Source organism: Streptomyces sp. SM18, assembly GCF_002910775.2.
GTDB lineage: Bacteria > Actinomycetota > Actinomycetes > Streptomycetales > Streptomycetaceae > Streptomyces > Streptomyces halstedii.
The window spans coordinates 1,598,752-1,621,611 of record NZ_CP029342.1; the positions used below are offsets into that span (position 1 = coordinate 1,598,752).

Annotated in this window: 18 protein-coding genes; 5 read left to right on the plus strand and 13 right to left on the minus strand. The window is 71.1% G+C overall.

Annotated elements, in window-relative coordinates:
• Window positions 1-57: 57 nt before the first annotated feature.
• Complete coding sequence (gene dnaE, locus B9S64_RS07090; protein WP_103489640.1) at window positions 58-3,597, minus strand: DNA polymerase III subunit alpha; 3,540 nt, start codon at window positions 3,595-3,597, stop codon at window positions 58-60.
• A gap of 210 nt (window positions 3,598-3,807) precedes the next feature.
• On the opposite strand from dnaE, the gene B9S64_RS07095 reads away from it, so the two are divergent.
• The 3 genes from B9S64_RS07095 (at window position 3,808) to B9S64_RS07105 (ending at window position 7,159) form a co-directional block, all read left to right on the plus strand.
• On the plus strand, window positions 3,808-4,533 hold the full coding sequence (locus tag B9S64_RS07095) for a hypothetical protein (RefSeq protein WP_109491998.1): 726 nt from the start codon (window positions 3,808-3,810) through the stop codon (window positions 4,531-4,533).
• A gap of 49 nt (window positions 4,534-4,582) precedes the next feature.
• Window positions 4,583-5,398 carry a DsbA family protein gene (locus tag B9S64_RS07100; protein ID WP_103491476.1) on the plus strand — a complete coding sequence of 272 codons (816 nt, stop codon included), beginning with the start codon at window positions 4,583-4,585 and terminating at the stop codon, window positions 5,396-5,398.
• Between the two features lie 114 nt (window positions 5,399-5,512).
• Window positions 5,513-7,159 carry an alkaline phosphatase gene (locus B9S64_RS07105; RefSeq protein WP_103491477.1) on the plus strand — a complete coding sequence of 549 codons (1,647 nt, stop codon included), beginning with the start codon at window positions 5,513-5,515 and terminating at the stop codon, window positions 7,157-7,159.
• A gap of 105 nt (window positions 7,160-7,264) precedes the next feature.
• On the opposite strand, the gene B9S64_RS07110 is transcribed toward B9S64_RS07105, so the two are convergent.
• Window positions 7,265-7,834 carry a dienelactone hydrolase family protein gene (locus B9S64_RS07110; RefSeq protein ID WP_037876319.1) on the minus strand — a complete coding sequence of 190 codons (570 nt, stop codon included), beginning with the start codon at window positions 7,832-7,834 and terminating at the stop codon, window positions 7,265-7,267.
• 46 nt (window positions 7,835-7,880) lie between these two features.
• Here B9S64_RS07110 and B9S64_RS07115 point away from each other — a divergent pair, with 46 nt between their 5' ends.
• A complete protein-coding gene (locus tag B9S64_RS07115; protein ID WP_103491478.1) occupies window positions 7,881-9,026 on the plus strand; it encodes a mechanosensitive ion channel family protein in 1,146 nt (381 codons plus the stop codon).
• A 27-nt stretch (window positions 9,027-9,053) separates the two neighbouring features.
• On the opposite strand, the gene B9S64_RS07120 is transcribed toward B9S64_RS07115, so the two are convergent.
• From B9S64_RS07120 to B9S64_RS07140, 5 genes are all read right to left on the minus strand, one after another.
• On the minus strand, window positions 9,054-10,640 hold the full coding sequence (locus B9S64_RS07120; protein WP_103491479.1) for a Na+/H+ antiporter: 1,587 nt from the start codon (window positions 10,638-10,640) through the stop codon (window positions 9,054-9,056).
• Between the two features lie 107 nt (window positions 10,641-10,747).
• The gene (locus tag B9S64_RS07125) at window positions 10,748-11,221 is read right to left on the minus strand and encodes a GNAT family N-acetyltransferase (RefSeq protein WP_103491480.1); all 474 of its coding nucleotides are present in this window, start codon (window positions 11,219-11,221) and stop codon (window positions 10,748-10,750) included.
• Window positions 11,218-12,159 (minus strand): RluA family pseudouridine synthase, encoded by a 942-nt coding sequence (locus B9S64_RS07130; RefSeq protein WP_103491481.1) that lies wholly within the window; start codon window positions 12,157-12,159, stop codon window positions 11,218-11,220. The genes B9S64_RS07125 and B9S64_RS07130 overlap by 4 nt, the downstream gene beginning before the upstream one ends.
• Window positions 12,160-12,182: 23 nt before the next feature.
• Entirely contained in the window at window positions 12,183-12,923 is a 741-nt protein-coding gene (gene lspA, locus B9S64_RS07135; protein ID WP_103491482.1) for a signal peptidase II, read from the minus strand.
• 58 nt (window positions 12,924-12,981) lie between these two features.
• Window positions 12,982-13,761, minus strand: a complete 780-nt coding sequence (locus B9S64_RS07140) for a TraR/DksA family transcriptional regulator (protein ID WP_374936071.1) — start codon at window positions 13,759-13,761, stop codon at window positions 12,982-12,984.
• A gap of 433 nt (window positions 13,762-14,194) precedes the next feature.
• On the opposite strand from B9S64_RS07140, the gene ileS reads away from it, so the two are divergent.
• Complete coding sequence (gene ileS, locus B9S64_RS07145; RefSeq protein WP_103491484.1) at window positions 14,195-17,344, plus strand: isoleucine--tRNA ligase; 3,150 nt, start codon at window positions 14,195-14,197, stop codon at window positions 17,342-17,344.
• A gap of 387 nt (window positions 17,345-17,731) precedes the next feature.
• On the opposite strand, the gene B9S64_RS07155 is transcribed toward ileS, so the two are convergent.
• From B9S64_RS07155 to ftsZ, 6 genes are all read right to left on the minus strand, one after another.
• Window positions 17,732-18,961, minus strand: coding sequence for a DivIVA domain-containing protein (locus tag B9S64_RS07155; RefSeq protein ID WP_103491486.1), 1,230 nt, complete (start codon window positions 18,959-18,961; stop codon window positions 17,732-17,734).
• Between the two features lie 49 nt (window positions 18,962-19,010).
• On the minus strand, window positions 19,011-19,307 hold the full coding sequence (locus tag B9S64_RS07160) for a YggT family protein (RefSeq protein ID WP_028440189.1): 297 nt from the start codon (window positions 19,305-19,307) through the stop codon (window positions 19,011-19,013).
• Between the two features lie 74 nt (window positions 19,308-19,381).
• Window positions 19,382-19,993 (minus strand): cell division protein SepF, encoded by a 612-nt coding sequence (locus B9S64_RS07165; RefSeq protein ID WP_028440188.1) that lies wholly within the window; start codon window positions 19,991-19,993, stop codon window positions 19,382-19,384.
• A gap of 128 nt (window positions 19,994-20,121) precedes the next feature.
• Window positions 20,122-20,841 carry a YggS family pyridoxal phosphate-dependent enzyme gene (locus tag B9S64_RS07170; RefSeq protein ID WP_103491487.1) on the minus strand — a complete coding sequence of 240 codons (720 nt, stop codon included), beginning with the start codon at window positions 20,839-20,841 and terminating at the stop codon, window positions 20,122-20,124.
• A 3-nt stretch (window positions 20,842-20,844) separates the two neighbouring features.
• Window positions 20,845-21,600 carry a peptidoglycan editing factor PgeF gene (pgeF, locus tag B9S64_RS07175; protein WP_375153026.1) on the minus strand — a complete coding sequence of 252 codons (756 nt, stop codon included), beginning with the start codon at window positions 21,598-21,600 and terminating at the stop codon, window positions 20,845-20,847.
• Complete coding sequence (ftsZ, locus tag B9S64_RS07180) at window positions 21,597-22,817, minus strand: cell division protein FtsZ (protein ID WP_103491488.1); 1,221 nt, start codon at window positions 22,815-22,817, stop codon at window positions 21,597-21,599. The genes pgeF and ftsZ overlap by 4 nt, the downstream gene beginning before the upstream one ends.
• Between the last annotated feature and the right edge of the window lie 43 nt (window positions 22,818-22,860).

A 22,860-nucleotide genomic window follows, 5' to 3' on the forward strand; every position in this document is an offset into this window, starting at 1 on the left:
GGGCGCCCCGCTGTCCGCGGGGCGCCCCTTTCGTGGTGGTGCGGTACGGGGCCGGGCTCAGCCGGCCAGGCAGGACGGCCCGAGCAGCACCTTCAGATCGCCGAAGAGGGCCGGGTCGGGCTTGACCCGGTGGCGGTCCAGCCGCAGGACGGTGGTCTTGCGGGGGCCCTGGAGCCTGATGCGCACCTCGGTGTCGCCCCGGTGGTTGCCGAGGACCTCGCCGAGCCGGCTCACCATGGGCGGGGTGACCCGGACCGTGGGGATGGTCAGCACGACGGGCGCGTTGGTCCCGGCGTTGGAGATGTCGGGGACCTGCATCTCCATGGCGACCAGGCGCGGCACGTCCTCGCGCTTGTCGAGGCGTCCCTTGACGAAGACGACGGTGTCCTCGACGAGCTGGGTGGAGACCAGCTGGTAGGTGGCCGGGAAGAACATGCACTCGATGGAGCCCGCCAGGTCCTCGACGGTGGCGATGGCCCAGGCGTTGCCCTGCTTGGTCATCTTGCGCTGGAGGCCGGAGATGATGCCGCCGACGGTGACGATGGCGCCGTCGGCGTGCTCGCCGCCGGTGAGCTGGGAGATCGAGGCGTCCGACTTGTCGGAGAGCACGTGCTCCAGCCCGAAGAGCGGGTGGTCGGAGACGTAGAGGCCGAGCATCTCCCGTTCCTGGGCGAGCAGGTAGGACTTCTCCCACTCGACGTCGGAGAACTCCACGTCGAGTCCGAAGCCCGGCTCGTCGCTCTCCTCCTCGCCCATGCCGCCGAAGAGGTCGAACTGGCCCTCGGCCTCCTTGCGCTTGACCTGGACCACGTTGTCAATCATCGGCTCGTGGTGGGCGACGAGACCCTTGCGGGTGTGGCCCATCTCGTCGAACGCGCCCGCCTTGATGAGCGATTCGACGGTGCGCTTGTTGCAGACGACCGCCTCGACCTTGTCCAGGAAGTCCGGGAAGGAGGAGTACTTCCCCTTGGCCTTGCGGCACCGGATGATCGAGTCGACGACGTTCTGCCCGACGTTGCGGACGGCCGTGAGCCCGAAGAGGATCACGTCGTCACCCTGGGCGGCGAAGTTGGACTCGGACTCGTTGACGTTCGGCGGGAGGACCTTGATGCCCATGCGGCGGCACTCGTTGAGGTAGACCGCCGACTTGTCCTTGTCGTCCTTGACGGAGGTCAGCAGCGCCGCCATGTACTCGGCCGGGTAGTTGGCCTTGAGGTACGCGGTCCAGTAGGTGACCAGGCCGTACGCCGAGGAGTGCGCCTTGTTGAACGCGTAGCCCGCGAAGGGCACCAGGACGTCCCAGAGCGCCTGGATCGCCGTGTCCGAGTAGCCGTTCTTCTTGGCGCCGGCCTGGAAGAGGACGAAGTTCTTCGCCAGCTCCTCGGGCTTCTTCTTGCCCATCACGCGGCGCAGGATGTCGGCTTCGCCGAGCGAGTAGCCGGCGATGATCTGGGCGGCCTTCTGGACCTGCTCCTGGTAGACGATGAGGCCGTACGTCAGGCCCAGCGTCTCCTTGAGCGGCGCCTCCAGCTCCGGGTGGATCGGGGTGATCTCCTGGCGGCCGTTCTTGCGCTCGGCGTAGTTCGTGTGCGAGTTCATGCCCATCGGGCCCGGCCGGTAGAGGGCCGAGACGGCGGAGATGTCCTCGAAGTTGTCGGGCTGCATCTGGCGCAGCAGCGAACGCATGGGGCCGCCGTCGAACTGGAACACCCCGAGCGTGTCACCGCGGCAGAGCAGTTCGTAGGTCTTGGGGTCGTCCAGCGGCAGGGAGAGCATCTCCAGGTCGATGCCCTTGTTGGCCTTCACCATCTTGATGGCGTCGTCCATGATCGTCAGGTTGCGCAGGCCCAGGAAGTCCATCTTGAGCAGGCCGAGCGACTCGCACTGGGGGTAGTCCCACTGCGTGATGGTGACGCCGTCGGTGTGCCGCACCCAGACCGGGGCGTGGTCGACGATGGGTTCGCTGGACATGATCACGCCTGCCGCGTGCACGCCCATCTGCCGGACCAGGCCCTCGACGCCCTTGGCGGTGTCGATGACCTTCTTGACGTCCGGTTCGCTCTCGTACATCCCCCGGATCTCGCCCGCCTCGCCGTAACGCGGGTGCTTGGGGTCGGTGATGCCGCTGAGGTCGATGCCCTTGCCGAGGACGTCGGCGGGCATGGCCTTGGTGAGCCGGTCGCCCATCGCGTACGGGTAGCCCAGCACACGCGCGGAGTCCTTGATCGCGTTCTTGGCCTTGATCTTGCCGTAGGTGCCGATCATGGCGACCTTGTCGGCGCCGTACTTCTCGGTGACGTACCTGATCACCTCGACGCGCCGGCGCTCGTCGAAGTCGATGTCTACGTCGGGCATGGAGACGCGCTCGGGGTTGAGGAACCGCTCGAAGATCAGACCGTGCGTGATCGGGTCGAGGTCGGTGATGCCCATGGCGTACGCCACGATCGAGCCGGCCGCCGAGCCTCGCCCGGGGCCGACCGCGATGCCGTTGTTCTTGGCCCACATGATGAAGTCGGCGACGACGAGGAAGTACCCCGGGAACCCCATCTGGATGATGATGTCCATCTCGTACTCGGCCTGCTTCTGCCGGTCCTCGGGGACACCGCCGGGGTAGCGGCGGCCCATGCCGACCCGGACCTCCTCCTGGAACCAGGTGACCTCGGTGAAGCCCTCCGGGATCTCGAACTTCGGCATCAGGTCGCGCTTCTCGAACATCCCGGTGGTGTCGATCTGCTGCGCGACCAGCAGGGTGTTGTCGCAGCCCTGCTGCCAGGCGTCCGAGGAGTCGACGGCGTACATCTCTTCCGTCGTCTTCAGGTAGTAGCCGGTGCCGTCGAAGCGGAAGCGGTCCGGGTCGGAGAGGTTCTTGCCGGTCTGGATGCAGAGCAGGGCGTCGTGCGCGGTGGCCTCGTGGGCGTACGTGTAGTGCGAGTCGTTGGTGACGAGCGGCGGGATGTCCAGCTTCCTGCCGATCTCCAGCAGCCCGTCGCGGACCCGGCGCTCGATCTCGATGCCGTGGTCCATCAGCTCCAGGAAGTACCGGCCCTCGCCGAAGATGTCCTTGTAGTCGGAGGCCGCCTGGACCGCCTCGTCGAACTGCCCGAGCCGCAGCCGGGTCTGCACCTCACCGGAGGGGCACCCGGTGGAGGCGATCAGGCCCTCGGACCACTGGGAGATGGTCTCCTTGTCCATACGCGGCCACTTCTGGAGCCAGCCCTCGGCGTACGCGTCGGAGGAGAGCTTGAAGAGGTTGTGCAGACCGGTGCTGTTCGCCGCCCAGATCGTCTTGTGGGTGTAACCACCCGAACCCGAGACGTCGTCGCGCTTCTGGTGCGGCTGCCCCCACTGGATCTTCCGCTTGTGCTTGCGCGACTCGGGGGCGACGTACGCCTCGATCCCGATGATCGGCGTCACCCCGGCCTTCTGCGCCGAGTGGAAGAAGTCGTAGGCGCCGTGGAGGTTGCCGTGGTCGGTCATCGCGATGTGCGACATGCCCATCGTGTTCGCCGCCTCGAACATGTCCTTGAGCCGCGCGGCACCGTCCAGCAGCGAGTACTGGGTGTGGACGTGCAGGTGCGTGAAGGGCGGCTTGCTCACGGCGCTGTGCCTCCGGGGAGAACGGGCGAGGGCGGAGTGGGGGGACAGCGTCGAAGTCTACGTCCTGGCACCGACAGGCGGCGGGCCCTGGTGAGGCGACCGCGCGCCGGGGGGACGGGACCGGCCGCCCCGTCCGTCGTGCCCGGCCGGGCCCCCGGATCGACGGTCCTTAGGGCCGGTTTACAGGTTCACATGGCACACTCTGCGGCGATGGACGTATCAGGGACACCGATCAGAGCGGTACGCGCGGCGCTGTTCACCGCGCTCGTCGTCACGCTCTCCTCCGCGTCCCACGTACTGCTCTCCCGGGTCCCGCTGCCGGCGGCGTCGATAGCGCTGCTCGCGGCCGTGGTCTTCGCCATGGCGTTCGCGCTGGCCGGCCGGGAGCGGGGCTTCGGTGCCATCGCCGGACTGCTGGTTCCGCTGGAGCTGGCCGCCGACACCGTCTTCACCACCGGACAGCACCTCTGCTACGGGGCGGCGGGCGGCCCGATCGCCGGTCCGCTGCGCTCCGTGGGCGTGGACGTGCTCTGCGGCGGCGGCGCCCACACGGGCCCCGACGCGCTCTCCGGTGTCGCCACGGTGGGCACCCCGCTGGCGGGGGTGACCGGCACCGGCGACCGCGCCGCGGCCCTGCTGGCCTCGCCCGGTCCGGCCGTGCCCTGGCTGCTGCTCGCCGCCCACGTGGCGGTGGGGCTGCTGGCGGCCGCCTGGCTGCGGCACGGCGAGTCGGCCCTGGCCGCCCTGCTGCGCGCGGCGGCCGCCGTCGCCTTCCGGCCGCTGCTCACCGCGGTCGCCGCGGTGGGCGCCACCGCCCGTCCCGAGCGGCCGGGCCCCCGCCCGGCCGGACGTCCGGGCCCGCTCGGCCCGGCCCGCCTCCTCGTGCACTGTGTGGGACGGAGGGGACCTCCGCGCTCGGCCCGTGCCTTCGCCTGAGTACGCGGTATCCCCGCTCCACACCCCCACGCACCTACGGAGAACACCCATGAGCAAGCGCAACAGCCAGGCCAACAAGTCCGCCGCGCGCGAGCGGCTGCGCGCCGAGCGCGAGCGTCAGGCCAAGAAGGACAAGACGCGCAAGCAGCTCGTCGTCGGCGTCTCGGTGGTCGCCGTCCTGGCGATCGCGGGCGGTGTCAGCTACGGCGTCATGCAGCTGAACAAGCCCTCCGCCTGGGAGGCCGCCGCGGACGCGAAGAACGTGACCGCCCCGAAGAACACCTCGGGCGACGACGGCACGACCGTGGTCATCGGCAAGGACAGCGCCAAGAAGACCCTGGAGCTGTACGAGGACTCCCGCTGCCCGGTCTGCGCCACGTTCGAGCAGGCGGTCGGCGAGAAGGTCGCCAAGGACGTCGAGGCCGGCACGTACAAGATCAAGTACGTCGGTGCCACCTTCATCGACAACATGTCCAACGGCGAGGGCTCCAAGAACGCCCTCAGCGCCCTGGGTGCCGCGCTCGACGTGAGCCCGGAGGCCTTCCTCGACTACAAGGCCGCGCTGTACTCGGCCGAGTTCCACCCCGAGGAGACCGACGACAAGTTCGCCAAGGACGACTACCTCATCGAGGTGGCGAACTCGGTCGACGCCCTCAAGGGCAACAAGGCGTTCGAGAAGGCCGTCAAGGACGGCACGTACGACGCCTGGGCGATGAAGATGTCCAAGGCCTTCGACAAGAGCGGGGTGCAGGGCACCCCCACGCTGATGATGGACGGCAAGAAGATCACCGCCGAGGGCAGCGACAACTCCCCCATGACGGAGGCCGAGTTCACCACGGCGATCACCGCGGCGCTGAAGGGCTGACCGGGGCGCCCCCGGGACCGGGGGCGGAATTCCGGCCGTCGAACGGCCGACAGGCGGGCGAACTTCCTCTGTTCGCCCGCCTGTTCGCTCTACTCGCCAGTAGTGTCATGGGCCGTGACCAGACGACACCTTTCCGCACCCACCCGCCGCACGGTCGTCAAGGCAGCCGCCGCCACCGCGGTCGCCGGCCCCGTGCTCGTCGCCGCGACCGGCGCCCGCGCCGCCGACGGCCCGGCCTTCCTGCACGGGGTGGCCTCCGGTGACCCGCTGCCGGACGGCATCCTCCTGTGGACCCGCGTCACCCCCTCCCCGGACGCCGTGCCCGGTTCGGGCCTCGGGGCCGACACGGCGGTCTCCTGGGAGGTCGCCGAGGACAAGGAGTTCACCCGGATCACCGCCCGGGGCACGGCGCTCGCCCGCGCCGCCTCGGACCACACCGTCAAGGCGGACGTGCGCGGGCTGAGCCCGGCCACGGCGTACTGGTTCCGCTTCTCGGCGGCCGGCGGACAGGTCGTCTCCCCCGCCGGACGCACCCGCACGGCACCCGCGGCCGGAGCGGCGACGCCCGGAATCCGCTTCGGCGTGGTCTCCTGCGCCAACTGGGAGGCCGGCTGGTTCTCCCCGTACCGGCACCTGGCGGCCCGCGCCGACCTGGACGCCGTGCTGCACCTGGGCGACTACGTCTACGAGTACGCCTCGGGCGACTATCCCACCCGGGGCACCGTCGTACGCCCCCACGCCCCGCTCCACGAGATCGTCACCCTGGCCGACTACCGCACACGCCACGGCGCGTACAAGACGGACACCGACCTCCAGGCGCTGCACGCCGTCCACCCGGTGATCGCGATCTGGGACGACCACGAGTTCGCCAACGACGCCTGGTCGGGCGGGGCCGAGAACCACACCCCTCAGACCGAGGGCCCCTGGGCGGCCCGGGTGGCGGCGGCGAAGCAGGCGTACTTCGAGTGGATGCCCGTCCGCGCCTCCACCGAGGGAACCGTCTACCGGCGGCTGCGCTTCGGGAACCTGGCCGATCTGCTCCTGCTGGACCTGCGCAGCTTCCGCTCGGAGCAGGTCTCCGTCGGCGACGGCGCGGTCGACGACCCGGGGCGTTCGATCACCGGGCGGGCCCAGCTGGACTGGCTGAAGGCCCAGCTGGCCGGTTCGGACGCCGCCTGGAAACTGGTCGGCACCTCCGTGATGATCTCACCGGTGGCCTTCGGGTCGGTCCCGGCCCATCTGCTGGGGCCGCTCACCGGGCTGCTGGGGCTGCCGGCGGAGGGGCTCGCGGTCAACGTCGACCAGTGGGACGGCTACACGCACGACCGCAAGGAGCTGATCACCCATCTCCGGGACCGGGCGGTCACCAACACGGTCTTCCTGACCGGTGACATCCACATGGCGTGGGCCAACGACGTACCGGTGAAGGCGGCCACCTACCCGCTGTCGGCCTCCGCGGCCACCGAGTTCGTGGTGACGTCGGTGACCTCGGACAACCTGGACGACATCCTGCGGGTCGCGCCCCAGACGGTCTCGGTGGTCGCGGCCGCCGCGCTCAGGGCGGCGAACCGGCACGTGAAGTGGGTGGACCTGGACTCGCACGGCTACGGCGTCCTCGACGTGACCGCCGAGCGCTCGCAGATGGACTACTACGCGGTCTCCGACAAGACCCGCCGGGACGCGACGTCCTCGTGGGTCCGCTCGTACCGCACGCGCAGCGGCACCCAGAAGACCGAACGGGCCGACGCCCCGGTGCGCTGAGCGGTCACGGGAGGGGCCGGACGGGAGGGGTCGGGCGGGAGGGGCCGGGCGGGCCCGTGCGCGCCTTGCCGGGGCGCCCCGTGCGCGCCTCCGCCCCGGCGCTCCCTACAGCGTGGCGAGGAAGCCGAGGGCGACCCTCCAGGTCAGGTCCGCGGCGGGCTTGTCGAAGTCGGGCAGGTCCGGGTCGGTGTACAGGTGCCCGGCCCCCGGGTAGCGGTAGACCTCCACGTCGGCGCCGGTCCGCTTCATCTGGAGGTACCAGCTGTTCAGCCAGTCCGCCGGCTCGAACGCGTCCGGGTCCGCGACGTGCAGCTGGACCGGCAGCTCCTCCACCGACGCGTTCTCCGCGATGTCGGAGGTACCGTGGAGCAGCAGCAGCCCGCGCGCCTTCGCGTCGCCGAGCGCCAGCGTCTGTGCCACCGACGCCCCGAACGAGAACCCGGCGTACACCAGGCCCTGGTCCGAGTAGGGCGCCGCCGCCAGCACGGCGCGCCTGAGCAGCTCGTCCTTGCCGACCTCGTCCTTGAAGGCCATTCCCTCCTCGACCGTGTCGAAGGTGTGGCCCTCGAAGAGATCGGGCACGCGCACCTCGTGCCCGGCTGCGCGCAGCCGGTCGGCCGCCATGTGCACGGCCGGCCGCAGACCGTAGGTCGAGTGGAAGAGCATGATGTTCATGCCTCCATCGTGCCAGCTGGGCCCGAAGACTTGGAGGAAGAGTTCGATGGAGAACGTACTGCGACCGCTGCTCGTGGTGGGCGGGTCGCTGGTGTTGACGCTGGTGCTGGGCTGGCTGGTCGACGTGCTGCTGCGTCGGGCCGACGCCCGGCACAGCGAGACACCGCTCTGGGGTCTCCTGCGCCGCTGCCGGCCGCCCTTGCAGGTGGTGCTCGGCACGGCGCTGCTCGGGGCGACCTACACGCAGATACGTGTCGACGCCGTACGGGACCACCGGGCCGTGATCGGTCAGACCCTCACGCTGGTGCTGATCGCGGCGTCCGCGTGGCTGGTCCTGCGCGTGGCGGCCACGATCGTGGAGTCCTCGTACGCCCGTTACGCCGCGGCGTCCCGCGACGCGGCCCGGGTCCGCCGGGTCCGCACCCAGGTGACGCTGATCCAGCGGGTGGTGACGGCGGTGGTGGCGACGGTCGCGATCGCGGCGATGCTGCTGACGTTCCCGGAGATGCGTACGGTCGGTACCTCGATGCTGGCCTCGGCCGGTGTCGTCGGCATCGTCGCCGGTGTCGCCGCCCAGTCGACGCTCGGCAACCTCTTCGCCGGGTTCCAGATCGCCTTCGGGGACATGGTGCGGCTCGGGGACACCGTGGTGGTGAACGGCGAGTGGGGCACGGTGGACGAGATCACCCTGACCTTCCTCACCGTGCGTACGTGGGACGAGCGGCGCATCACCATGCCGGTCTCGTACTTCACCAGCCAGCCGTTCGAGAACTGGTCGCGGGGCGGAGCCCAGATGTCGGGCACCGTCTACTTCCAGCTCGACCACTCGGCGCCGGTCGCGGAGATGCGGGACGCGCTGCGCGACATCCTCGGCGAGTGCGCCGCCTGGGACGGCCGCAACTGGTCCCTGGCCGTGACGGACACCACCCCCACGACGATGGAGGTCCGGGCGGTGGTCACGGCCAAGGACGCGGACGACATCTGGACGGTGCGCTGCGCGGTGCGCGAGCAGCTGATCGTCTGGCTGCGCGCCCACCACCCGTACGCGCTGCCGCGGGTCACCACGGCCCCCGCCTCGCTGCCGCCCCAGGAGCACTGGGCGGCGCTGACCGGTGCGGACGCGGTCCGGAGCCCGGCCGGCAACGGCAAGGTCCCCGACCGGGACAGGAACCCGCGCACGGGCCGCGGCTGACCCGGTAGGCGCCTCGCGCCGCGTACGTCAGCGCAGGCTGCGTACGTCCAGGTACCGCAGCACCCGGTCCACGACCTCCGGGTCCGCGCCCGGCTCGTTGCGGGCGGACAGCACCTCGTGGCGTGCGGCCGACAGCATGTCCCGCTGGACGCGGCTGACCGCCGCGAAGCGCTCCGCGCGCCGGGCGTACGCCGCGCGCCTCTCCTCGTCGACCATGTCGGGGCTGATCCGCGCCCCGATGTCGTAGGCGGCGCGGTGGAGGCGTTCGAGGACCTCGTCGGGGAAGTCCTCCCGCTCCTCGATCTCCTTGAGGCGGCGTTTGGCCGCCCCCGCCGCGCGCATCGCGAGGTCCCGCTCCAGGGCCTGGTCGGCGTCGGCGTCCGCGCGGACACCGAGCTTGCGCACCAGCCAGGGCAGGGTCAGTCCCTGGATGACGAGGGTGGCCATGATGACGACGAAGGCGATGAAGACGATCTCGTCCCGCCCGGGGAACGGCTTCCCGTCGTCGGTCTTCAGCGGGATGGCGAGGGCCAGCGCGACCGAGGCCACTCCGCGCATGCCCGCCCACCACATGACGACGGTCTCCCGCCAGCTGGTGGGGATCTCCTCGTCGTAGTCGCGCCGGGTGTGCAGCCGCTTGGCGAGCCAGGTCGCGGGCAGCAGCCACATCAGCCGGACGCCGACGACGACGGCCACGACCGCGAGCCCCCAGCCCAGCAGTTCCGGCAGCCGTTCCCCGGCCGTGCCGAAGACGTTGTGCAGTTCGAGCCCGATGAGGCCGAAGGCGACCCCGGTGACGAGGGTGTCCACGATCTCCCAGAAGGAGCGGCCGGTCAGCCGCCCCTGGACGTCGTCGGCGTCCGCGGTGTGCTCGGCGAGGAAGAGGGCCGTGGTCAGGACGGCCAGGACGCCCGAGCCCATCAGCTCCTCGGCGAGCACGTAGCTCACGAAGGGCACCAGCAGGGTCAGGCCCACCTGGAGGGTGGCGTCGCCCAGCAGGCCCATGAGCTTGATGGTGAGCCAGCCCAGCACCAGCCCGACGACCACGGCCACGACGGCGGAGAGGACGAGCAGCCCGAAGGCCTCGGGCAGCGAGAAGGTCCCGCTGACGGCCGCGGCGATCGCCACGTGGTAGAGGACGATGGCGGTGACGTCGTTGAACAGGCCCTCGCCCTCCAGGATGGAGACCAGCCTGCGGGGCAGACCGAGGGAGCCGGCCACGGCCGACGCGGCGACGGGGTCGGGCGGGGCGACCAGGGCGCCGAGCGCCACGGCGGCGGCGATGGGCAGCCCCGGGACGATCGCGTCGGCGACGGCGGCGACGGCGGCCGTGGTGACGAAGACCAGGGCGACGGCCAGCAGGAAGATGGGCCGTTTGTTGGCCGCGAACTGCCGCCAGGAGGTGCGTTGCACGGAGGCGTAGAGCAGCGGGGGCAGCAGGGCGGGGAGGATGATCTCCGGCGGGATGTCCACGTCGGGGACGAAGCTGGCGAAGGCCATCGCGACCCCGACGAGGGTCATCAGCACCGGCGCCGGCAGTCCGAGCCGCTCCCCCAGGGGCACCGTGACCACCGCTCCGAGCAGCAGCAGGAGCAGCAGTGCCATCTGGTCCACGAGGGTTCGCCTTCCGCAGCGGGCCGGGCCCGGTGATCAGCCGATGAGGGCGTCCAGCCTGCCACGCGGATCCCCCGGCCGGTGCGGCGCCCCCGCGCGGCACACGGTCAGAACGTCCGCCGCATGGCCCGGTGCGGAATGCCGGCGTCCGGGAATTCGGGCCCGTACGCCACATAGCCGAGGCGTTCGTAGAACCCGAGGGCGTGGGTCTGGGCGTGCAGGTCGACGCCGGTCAGGCCCAGCGCGCGCGCCTCGTCCTCCACGGCCCGTACGAGCGCGGCGCCGACCCCGAGCCCGCGGGCCTCGCGGGTCACGGCGAGCCTGCCCAGCGAGCCGACGGTGAGGTCCCCGCCGGTCCGGCCGGCCGCGTCCGGGCCGTGCAGCAGCCGTCCGGTGCCGAGCGCGGAGCCGTCCGCCGCGACGGCGAGGACGTGCACGGCCGTGGCGTCGTGCTCGTCGTACTCGATCTCCTCGGGGACGTTCTGCTCACCGACGAAGACGTCCTTGCGGACCTGGAAGCAGGCGGCGCGGTCGTCCGCGCCGACGGCCCTGCGGGTGCCGCCGAGGACGGGCGGGGTCACCGGCTCTCCGCGGCGATGGTCTCCAGGGCGTGCCGCAGGTCGTCCGGGTACGCGCTGGAGAACTCGACCCAGCCGCCGTCGGCCGGGTGCTCGAAGCCGAGGCGGACGGCGTGCAGCCACTGCCGGGTGAGCCCGAGCCGCTTGGCCATCGTGGGGTCCGCGCCGTACGTCAGGTCGCCGACGCAGGGGTGGCGGTGGGCGGCCATGTGCACCCGGATCTGGTGGGTGCGCCCGGTCTCCAGCTTGATGTCGAGGAGGCTGGCGGCGCGGTAGGCCTCGATGAGGTCGTAGTGCGTCACGGAGGGCTTGCCCTCGGCGGTGACGGCCCACTTGTAGTCGTGCTGGGGGTGGCGGCCGATGGGGGCGTCGATGGTGCCGCTCATCGGGTCCGGGTGGCCCTGGACCAGCGCGTGGTACTTCTTCTCGACGACCCGGTCGCGGAACTGGGCCTTGAGCAGGGTGTAGGCGCGCTCGGACTTGGCCACCACCATCAGGCCGGAGGTGCCGACGTCCAGCCGGTGCACGATGCCCTGGCGCTCGGCGGCGCCCGAGGTCGAGATGCGGTAACCGGCCGCGGCCAGCCCGCCGATGACGGTGGTGCCGGTCCAGCCGGGGCTGGGGTGGGCGGCGACCCCGACCGGCTTCATGATGACGACGATGTCGTCGTCGTCGTGGACGATCTCCATGCCCTCGACGGGTTCGGCGACGATCTGGACGGGAGCGGGCGCCTGCGGCATCTCCACTTCCAGCCAGGCCCCGCCGTGCACCCGCTCGGACTTCCCGGCGACCGCGCCGTCCACCTGGACCTTCCCGGCGGCGGCCAGCTCGGCGGCCTTGGTGCGGGAGAAACCGAACATCCGGGAGATGACGGCGTCGACTCGCTCGCCCTCCAGGCCGTCGGGTACGGGCAGGGTGCGGACCTCGGGATACGTACTCACCTGTCGAGTATGCCTTGCGGCACCTAGTCCTTGTGAACGGTCCCGTCGGGGTCCAGGCCCTTGAAGGAGAGGATCACGACCAGGAAGCCGCCGCAGACGATGGCGGAGTCCGCGAGGTTGAAGACGGCGAAGTGCGCGGGGGAGATGAAGTCCACCACCGCGCCCTGGAACATGCTGGGCGCCCGGAAGATCCGGTCGGTGAGGTTGCCGAGCGCCCCGCCGAGGAGCAGCCCGAGGGCGATGGCCCAGGGCAGGCTGTAGAGCTTGCGGGCGAGGCGGATGATCACGATGATCACGACCGAGGCGATGGCCGTGAAGATCACGGTGTACGCCTCGCCGAAGCTGAACGCGGCACCCGCGTTGCGGATCACCTCCAGCTTCAGCCAGTCGCCGAAGATCTCGACGGGCGCCCGGTGCTCCAGCTCCGCGACCACGATCGTCTTGCTGACCAGGTCGAGCAGATAGGCGAGGACGGCCACGCAGAGGAGGACGAGGATCTTCTTCCGGCGCCGCCCGCCCACCGCCGCGTCACCGCCGGTCGCGGCTTCGCCACCGGTCGCGGCGTCACCGGTCGCCGCGTCACCGGTTGCCGGGCCGCCCTCGGCCGGCTCCGCGCCTTCCGCGTCACCACGGGCCGGCCCGGCGCCCTTCGCGTCGCCACGGGGCTGCTCGGTGCCCTCGGAAGGCCGCTGGGGCTCCGCCCCGTCGGCCCCCTCGGCATCGGGGATGTCCGGCGTACCGATGATGCGCTCCGCCTCTGCCACGTGAGTCCCTCAACCTAGGTGCCTGATTGAGGACGAGGGTACGACAACCCCGGGACGCTCAGCCTCGCCGCTCCTGCTTCTGCTTGTCCTCCACGCAGAGTGTGGCCCTGGGGAAGGCCTGCATCCGTGCCTTGCCGATCGGCTTGCCGCAGATCTCGCAGAGTCCGTAGGTCCCGGAGTCGAGCTTCGCGAGCGCGCGCTCGGTCTGCTCCAGCGTCTCCTGGGCGTGGGCCGCGAGCGACAGTTCGTGTTCCCGGGTGATGTTCTTGGTGCCGGTGTCCGCGTCGTCGTCGCCCGCGCCGTCCCCGGAGTCCCGCATCAGACCGGCCAGCGCCGCGCCCGACGTCTCCAGCTCGCTGCGCAGCCGCAGGACCTCCCCGGTCAGCTCCGTCCGCGCCTCGGCGACCTCCTCCGGGGTCCAGGGGTCCTCCCCGGGCCTGACCGCGAGGTCTGCCGGATCGGCGGCGCTGGCCGGGGGCGCCGTCGTGGCGACGCCCTCCCCCGCGGCCGTGTTCCGGTCCGCGCTCTTCTTGGCTACCACCGTGTGGGCTCCTGTCTGCTCGGCGGACTGTGCCGCCCCTGTGGCCTTCGACGCCCTCGCGACCCGCTCCGGGGGCGTCCCGGCCGTGCTCCTGCCGGCCGCGCTCTGCTCAGCCGTACGTCTTGCGCGCCGTGCTCTTCCGAGCGGCACCCCGTCTCCGCGGCACCCTTCCGCGCGGTCACAAAGCGTGCTCTTGCACCCGAATCGTCCTGGGACGATAAATCGACTCCGGCTCCGCGGCAACGGGGCACGCCGCCGGACGGCCCCTCCCCGTGCCGGGCGGCGCGGCGCCCGCAGAGGTTGTGCCCAGCTCCCCGCCGGGTAATCCGCCCGGTCACCCGCCCGGCGGCCCCGCTCCCCGGCCGCCCGGCGTTCCGGGGCGCGGGCGGCCCCGGAACAAACCGGTCGGCCGTCGCCCGTACGGGCCCGTACAATGAGCGCAGCGAAAGGCATGGATGGGACGAGTAGCGTCGTACGCAGCCGGCAGCGACCCGGGGACGGTGGAAGCCCGGGGGCGAGCGCGTCGTGAAGATCACCCCGGAGCCGCCGGAAGAACGCTTTGCGCCCGTGGGGTCCGCCCGGGGGCGCAAGGCCGGTAGACCCGGTGTCGCGACCCCAATGAGGGGGCCACGGGCGTGTGCCCGGGGCCAAGGAGGGTGGTACCGCGGGAGCCGGCCGGTTCTCGTCCCTCCGACGGAAGTGGAAGTCGTCCGCCGGAGGAAGCCCGCACATGACATCGCCGCAGTACCGCCAGGTACCCGCCCAGGTCGACCTGCCCGCCCTCGAGCACGCCGTGCTCGACTTCTGGCGCGAGAGCAAGGTCTTCGCCAAGAGCCTCGACCGGTCCGAGGGGCGCCCCGAGTGGGTGTTCTACGAGGGCCCGCCCACGGCCAACGGCATGCCCGGCGCCCACCACATCGAGGCCCGCGTCTTCAAGGACGTCTTCCCGCGCTTCCGCACCATGCAGGGCTACCACGTCGGCCGCAAGGCGGGCTGGGACTGCCACGGCCTGCCGGTCGAGCTGGCGGTGGAGAAGGAACTCGGCTTCAACGGCAAGAAGGACATCGAGGCGTACGGCATCGCGGAGTTCAACGCGAAGTGCCGGGAGTCGGTGACCCGCCACACCGACGCGTTCGCCGAGCTGACGACCCGCATGGGGTACTGGGTCGACCTGGACGACGCCTACCGCACGATGGACCCGGAGTACGTGGACTCCGTGTGGTGGTCGCTGAAGGAGATCTTCAAGAAGGACCTCCTGGTCCAGGACCACCGGGTCGCCCCCTGGTGCCCGCGCTGCGGCACCGGCCTCTCGGACCACGAACTGGCCCAGGGCTACGAGACGGTGGTGGACCCCTCGGTCTTCGTCCGCTTCCCGCTGACGAGCGGCCCGCTGGCCGGCGAGGCCGCGCTGCTGGTCTGGACGACCACCCCGTGGACCCTGGTCTCCAACACCGCCGTCGCCGCGCACCCGGACGTCACCTACGTCGTCGCGACGAACGGCGAGGAGAAGCTGGTCGTCGCCGAACCGCTGGTCGGGAAGGCGCTCGGCGAGGGCTGGGAGCTGACCGGCCGGACCTTCACGGGCCGCGAGATGGAGCGCTGGACCTACGAACGCCCCTTCGACCTGGTCGACTTCCCGAGCGAGGCGCACTACGTCGTCAACGCCGAGTACGTCACCACCGAGGACGGCACGGGTCTGGTCCACCAGTCCCCCGCCTTCGGCGCCGACGACCTCACCGTCTGCCGCTCCTACGGCCTCCCCGTCGTCAACCCGGTCCGCCCCGACGGCACCTTCGAGGAGGATCTGCCCCTGGTCGGCGGCGTCTTCTTCAAGAAGGCCGACGAGGCGCTGACCGAGGACCTGGCCGCGCGGGGCAAGCTCTTCCGCCACGTCCCGTACGAGCACAGCTACCCGCACTGCTGGCGCTGCCACACCGCGCTGCTGTACTACGCGCAGCCGTCCTGGTACATCCGTACGACCGCCGTCAAGGACCGGCTGCTCCAGGAGAACGAGAAGACCAACTGGTACCCGGACTCGGTCAAGCACGGCCGGTTCGGCGACTGGCTCACCAACAACGTGGACTGGGCGCTCTCACGCAACCGCTACTGGGGCACCCCGCTGCCGATCTGGCGCTGCGAGGACGGCCACCTCACCTGTGTGGGCTCCCGCGCCGAGCTGACCGGGCTCACCGGCACCGACCAGTCGGACCTGGACCCGCACCGCCCGTTCATCGACGAGATCACGTTCACCTGCTCGCACGAGAACTGCCAGCTGGAGGCGTACCGCGTCCCGGAGGTCATCGACGCCTGGTACGACTCGGGTTCGATGCCGTTCGCGCAGTGGGGCTACCCGTTCAAGAACAAGGAGGTCTTCGAGAGCCGCTACCCGGCGCAGTTCATCTCGGAGGCCATCGACCAGACCCGCGGCTGGTTCTACACGCTGATGGCCGTCGGCACCCTGGTGTTCGACAAGTCGTCGTACGAGAACGTGGTCTGCCTGGGCCACATCCTCGCCGAGGACGGCCGGAAGATGTCCAAGCACCTGGGCAACATCCTCCAGCCGATCCCGCTCATGGACCAGCACGGCGCCGACGCGGTGCGCTGGTTCATGGCGGCGGGCGGCTCCCCCTGGGCGGCACGCCGGGTGGGCCACGGCACGATCCAGGAGGTCGTCCGCAAGACGCTCCTGACCTACTGGAACACGGTCGCCTTCCAGGCCCTGTACGCCCGTACGTCGAACTGGGCGCCCTCCGCGGCCGACCCGGCCCCGGCCGAGCGCACCGTCCTGGACCGCTGGCTGCTGAGCGAACTGGGCACCCTGGTCGAGCAGGTCACCGAGGCGCTGGAGGGGTACGACACCCAGCGCGCCGGCAAGCTGCTCTCCGCGTTCGTCGACGACCTGTCCAACTGGTACGTCCGCCGCTCCCGCCGCCGCTTCTGGCAGGGCGACAAGGCGGCCCTGCGCACGCTGCACGACGTGGTGGAGACGGTGACCCGGCTGATGGCGCCGCTGACCCCGTTCATCACGGAGCGCGTCTGGCAGGACCTGGTCGTCCCGGTGACGCCGGACGCCCCGGAGTCGGTGCACCTGTCCTCCTGGCCGAAGGCGGACCCGGCCTCCGTCGACCCGGCGCTCTCCACTCAGATGGCGCTGGTCCGGCGCCTGGTGGAGCTGGGCCGGGCCACCCGCGCCGAGTCGGGGGTCAAGACCCGCCAGCCGTTGTCGCGCGCCCTGGTCGCGGCCTCCGGCTTCGCGTCCCTCTCGCCCGAACTGCGCGCCCAGATCACGGAGGAGCTCAACGTCTCCTCCCTGGCCTCGCTCTCGGAGGTCGGCGGCTCGCTGGTCGACACGACGGCCAAGGCCAACTTCCGGGCGCTGGGCAAGCGGTTCGGCAAGGGCGTCCAGGCGGTGGCCAAGGCCGTCGCGAACGCGGACGCGGCCGCGCTCTCCCTGGCCCTGCGCGAGGGCACGGCGTCGGTCGAGGTGGACGGCGAGCGGATCACCCTCTCCCCGGAGGAGGTCATCGTCACGGAGACCCCGCGTGAGGGCTGGTCGGTGGCGTCCGACTCCGGCGCGACGGTCGCCCTGGACCTGGAGATCACCCCGGAACTGCGGGCGGCGGGCCTGGCCCGTGACGCGATCCGGCTGATCCAGGAGGCCCGTAAGAACAGCGGCCTGGACGTGGCGGACCGGATCGCGGTCCGCTGGACGTCGGCGTCCCCCGCCACGACCGAGGCCCTGACCGCACACGCCTCCCTGATCGCGGAGGAGGTCCTGGCCGTGGACTACGCCCAGGGCGAGGCGGATTCCACATACGGCGCCCCCTTCGAGGACGAGGGCCTGAACCTCACGTTCCGCCTCCGCAAGACCCACGCCTGACCACCCCGGAGGCCCGCCCGGACCAACGGTCCCGGCCGGGCCTCCGGCATATACGGAGCACCCCGCCCCCAGACACGCAGGCCACCCCTCCCAGACACGCAAGCCGCCCATTCCAGCCCCTCCGGCACCCCCATTCCAGCCCCTCCGGCGCTTGAGGAGCGGGGCCCGGACCGACAGGCCGCCCATTCCAGCCCCTCCGGCGCTTGAGGAGCGGGGTCCGGGGCGGAGCCCCGGTTACGGGAAGGGGCGGGTAGGGGAACAGGCCCCGCGCAGCGGCACCCCACCCGCAACCCCCACCCGCCCACGGCAAAGGGCCGGGCCCCAGGAAAACCCCGGGGCCCGGCCCTTTGCCTGCCGACGGCTACGCGCTCAGCGAGCGCACACCGCTCAGTTGTCGTCCTCGTCGATCAGGAACCCCCGCATCGGCGACGGCGCCTGCTGCATCGGCTGCGGCGCCTGCGGCCGCACCGGTGCCATCGGCTGCGTCATCGCGGGCGACATCTGCTGCTGCCCGCCGTACGACGGCGCACCGCCCATCGGCTGGTTGCCGCCACCCATCTGCTGGTTGCCGTGACCGCCGTGGCTGCTCCCCATGGAGTGCCCCATCGCACCCGCGCCGGCCGGGGCCAGCGAAGGCGACGGCGGCAGGGAAGCGGCCGCGGGCGTACGCGGCGGGGCCAGCGAGTCGTCGGCCTGGGTCTCCAGCTGACGCAGCTGGCTCTCCAGGTACGACTTCAGACGGGTCCGGTACTCGCGCTCGAAGCCGCGCAGGTCCTCGACCTTGCGCTCCAGCGTCGCGCGGGCCGACTCCAGCGAGCCCATCGCCACGCGGTGCTTCTCCTGCGCGTCCCGCTCCAGCGCGTCCGCCTTGGCACGGGCGTCACGCTCAAGACCCTCGGCACGGCTGCGCGCCTCGCCGACGATCTTGTTGGCCTCGGAACGCGCCTCCGCGATCGCCTGGTCGGCGGTCTGCTGGGCGAGCGAGAGGACACGGGCGGCGCTGTCGCCACCAGGTCCCTGACCGGGCTGCTGCATCTGCTGCTGCTGCATCTGCGGGGGCATCTGCTGCTGCTGCGGAGCGTGACCACCGGGGCCGCCCATCGGGCCGCCCATGGGTCCGCCCTGCATCGGGCCGGGGCCGTGCGGGCCCTGCGGACCGGGGCCGTGACCGCCCTGCATCGGGCCGGGGCCGCCCTGGGGACCATGGCCACCCTGGGGGCCGTGCCCGCCCTGCGGACCGTGGCCGCCCTGCGGACCGTGCGCGCTGGGACCGGCAGGCAGCTGCGGAGCACCACCGGGCAGTTGGGGGGGACCCATCTGCGGGGGCTGCTGCTGCACCGGCGGGCCCGATATGGCGGCGGGTACCGGAGCGCCGGGCCGTTCCTGCTGCTCCGGTGGTTTGCGCATACCCTGCTGCTGTTGGTTCTGCTGGTTCTGCGCGGCCGCGCGCGTGGCGGCGGCCAGCTTGGCCCGCAGGTCCTCGTTCTCACGGAGGAGACGGGTCAGTTCCGCTTCGACCTCGTCGAGAAAGGCATCGACCTCGTCCTCGTCATAGCCTTCTCGGAGGCGGACGGTCGTGAACTGCTTGTTCCGCACGTCCTCAGGGGTCAACGGCATCTCTTCTTCACCTCTACGTAGTCGTCGGCAGTCGGCAAGACCGTATCGTTCACACGCTGCTCGCTAGCTTGCCCACGATGTTGAGCAGAATGTAGACGATGATCATCAGAACGAAGAAGGACAGGTCAAGTGCCACGCCCCCGAGACGCAACGGCGGTATGAACCGCCGCAGAAGCTTCAGCGGTGGATCGGTGACAGTGTAAGTGCCCTCCAGGACGATCACCATCGCCTTGCCTGGCTGCCATGAACGTGCGAACTGGAAGACGTAGTCCATGACCAGCCGGAAGATCAGCACGATGAGGAAACACATCAGCGCGATATAGACCACATCCAGTGCGACGCCCATGTCCCGCGCTTCCCTCTCCCCTGGCTTCCGTAAGCCCCGGCCTCCCGGCCGGTTTGTACCCGGTGTCCTGTATCTCAGCTCTGGTTGAAGAACCCGCCCTCTGCGATGCGAGCCTTGTCCTCCGCCGTGACATCGACGTTAGCAGGCGACAACAGGAACACCTTCTGCGTCACGCGCTCAATGCTGCCATGGAGACCGAAGACGAGTCCCGCGGCAAAGTCGACAAGTCGCTTCGCGTCGGTGTCGTCCATCTCCGTGAGGTTCATGATCACCGGAGTGCCCTCGCGGAAGTGTTCCCCGATGGTACGGGCCTCGTTGTACGTCCTGGGGTGCAGCGTGGTGATGCGGTACGGCTCCCGCTCGGACACGACCTTGGGCATGATCACCGGTGCGTTCTTCTCCAGGTTCGGGCGGTCAGGTGTGATGGATGCCACGGGCGCGATCCGGGCGGGTCGCCCGCTGTCCGCCGGCAGCTGAACCGGCTCGCGCGGCGCGGGCGGCTGCACCGCGCGCACCGGCTCGTCGCGTTCCCGCTCCACCTGGTGCGCGGGCTGGTGCCGCCGCCGGTCCCGCTCGGGCTCCGGCTCGGGTTCGAATTCGTCGTCGGGGTCGAACCCCGGACCGTCGTACCCATCGTCCTCCACGAGGCCGAGGTAGACCGCCATCTTGCGCATCGCGCCGGCCATGCTCCGAGTCCTCCGCTCTGTGGTGGATCGGCATTCGCGTCACCAAGTGCCCGAGATCCACTTCGGTCTTGCCCGCATCGGGCGGCAATGACCATATTTTCTGCTGTGGTCCGACCTGCTTCGCGACGTTACCCGAGCCGGGGTCGGTCTCCGAGCACCGCCGTACCGACGCGTACATGTGTCGCTCCGGCAGCCACGGCGTCCTCGAGGTCCCCGCTCATTCCTGCGGAGACCATGTTCGCAGCCGGATGGTTCCCGCGCAGGCGGGATGAGAATTCCATCAGCCGGTCGAAAGCGGCGCGTTGGCGTCCGGCGTACGGGCCGGCGAGCGGGGCGACGGTCATCAGGCCGTCGAGCCGGAGACCGGGCGCGGCCTCCACCGCGGCGGCCAACTCCTCGATGTCACCGGGCGCGACGCCTCCGCGGCCACCGCGTTCGCCGCTCTCCGCGTCCAGGGCCACCTGAAGCAGGCAGCCCAGTTCGCGACCGCGGCGCCCGGCCGCCGCCGAGAGGGCGGTGACCAGCTTGACCCGATCCACCGACTGTACGACATCGGCATAACCGACCACAGAACGGACCTTGTTGGTCTGCAACTGGCCGACAAAATGCCATGTGAGCGACAGATCCGCGCACGCGGCGGCTTTCGGCGCCGCGTCCTGGTCGCGGTTCTCCGCGACGTGACGTACACCCAGTTCGTGCAGGATCCGCACATCGCTCGCGGGATAGGTCTTGGTGACCACGATGAGGGTCACCTCGTCCCGCCCACGTCCGGCCGCCGCGCAGGCGGAGGCGATACGCTTCTCCACCCGCGCCAGATTCGCGGCGAGTTGTTCCCTACGGTCCGTCATGTCCTATCCGTCCAACCAGACATATCCCGCGAGCCGACCCGTGGTGCGGTCGCGGCGGTACGAGAAGTGGTCGCCGGACTCCCGGGTGCAGTACGGCGAACTGTGCCGGTCCCGCACCCCCAGCGCCTCCAGTTGGGCGTGGACCCCGGCGACGACGTCCACGGCCGGAGTGCCCCAGCCGGTGGTGGCCCACGACTCCGGGACGGTCCGGGCCACCTCGGCCCGCATCGCCTCGGGGACCTCGTAACACCGGCCGCACACCGACGGTCCGGTGTGCGCGGTGATCCGGGACGGTTCGGCGCCCAGCGCCACCATGGCCTCGACCGCGGCCGGTACGACCCCGGCGACCAGGCCGGGCCGGCCCGCGTGGGCGGCGCCGGCCACACCGGCCACCGGGTCGGCGAGCAGGACGGGGACGCAGTCGGCGGTGAGCACCGCGAGCGGCAGTCCGCGCCGGGCCGTCACCACCGCGTCCACGGCCGGGATGTCGCGGCCGTCGCCCCACGGGGCGTCGACCACGGCCACGTCACGGCCGTGCACCTGGTTCATCCAGACGACCCGCTCCGCGCCCAGGCCGAGGTGGCGGGCGACGAGAGCGCGGTTCGCGAGGACGGCGGCGGGGTCGTCACCGACCGCGCCGCCGAGGTTGAGCCGCTCGTACGGAGCGGCGCTCACCCCGCCCCACCTGTCGGTGAAGGCGAAGTGGGCGCCGCCCGCCGAAGCCACCGCGGTCCGCACCGCGTGCTGCGGAACTATCACTTCAAGAAGTCCGGTACATCCAGCTCTTCGGCCTGGGTGTCCTGGTAGGGACGGGCCGTCGGGACGTGCGGCGGGCTGACCGGCGGGAGCGAACTCTCGCTCGCCACCGGTGCGGGCTGCTCGGCCGGGGCCTGCGAGGACTCCTCGCGCGAGGGCACGGAGCCCAGCGGACCGGACGAACGCACCGGCTCGGTGTTCCGCTGCGGCGCGGCCGACTCCTCACGCTTGCCGGCGCTCGCCCCGAGGACGTTCTCGCGGCGGGTCGGCGGCTGACCGCCGTCGAAACCGGCGGCGATCACGGTGACCCGCACCTCGTCGCCCAGCGCGTCGTCGATGACCGCGCCGAAGATGATGTTGGCCTCCGGGTGCGCCGCCTCGCTCACCAGCTGCGCGGCCTCGTTGATCTCGAAGAGACCGAGGTCGCTGCCGCCGGAGATGGAGAGCAGGACACCGCGGGCGCCGTCGATGGACGCCTCCAGGAGCGGCGAGGAGATCGCCATCTCCGCGGCGGCCACCGCGCGGTCGTCGCCGCGTGCCGAGCCGATGCCCATGAGCGCCGATCCGGCCTCGGACATGACCGACTTGACGTCGGCGAAGTCGAGGTTGATCAGCCCGGGGGTGGTGATGAGGTCGGTGATGCCCTGGACGCCCGAGAGCAGCACCTGGTCGGCCGACTTGAACGCGTCGAGCACGCTCACCTGGCGGTCCGAGATGGACAGCAGCCGGTCGTTGGGGATGACGATGAGGGTGTCGACCTCTTCGCGGAGCTCGGCGATGCCGTCCTCCGCCTGGTTCGCCCGGCGCCGGCCCTCGAAGGTGAACGGGCGGGTGACCACACCGATCGTCAGGGCGCCCAGCGAGCGGGCGATGTTGGCCACGACGGGCGCGCCGCCGGTGCCGGTACCGCCGCCCTCTCCGGCGGTGACGAAGACCATGTCGGCCCCCTTGAGGACCTCCTCGATCTCCTCACGGTGGTCCTCCGCCGCCTTCCGGCCGACGGCCGGGTTGGCCCCGGCGCCGAGGCCGCGGGTGAGTTCACGGCCGACGTCGAGCTTGACGTCGGCGTCGCTCATCAGCAGTGCCTGCGCATCGGTGTTGATCGCGATGAACTCGACGCCCTTGAGGCCGACCTCGATCATTCGGTTGATGGCATTGACACCACCGCCGCCGACACCGATGACCTTGATGACTGCGAGGTAGTTCTGCGGTGCTGCCACGTCGAAGGCCTCTCGCCTCGAGTTACGTGTCGTCGCTCTGCGG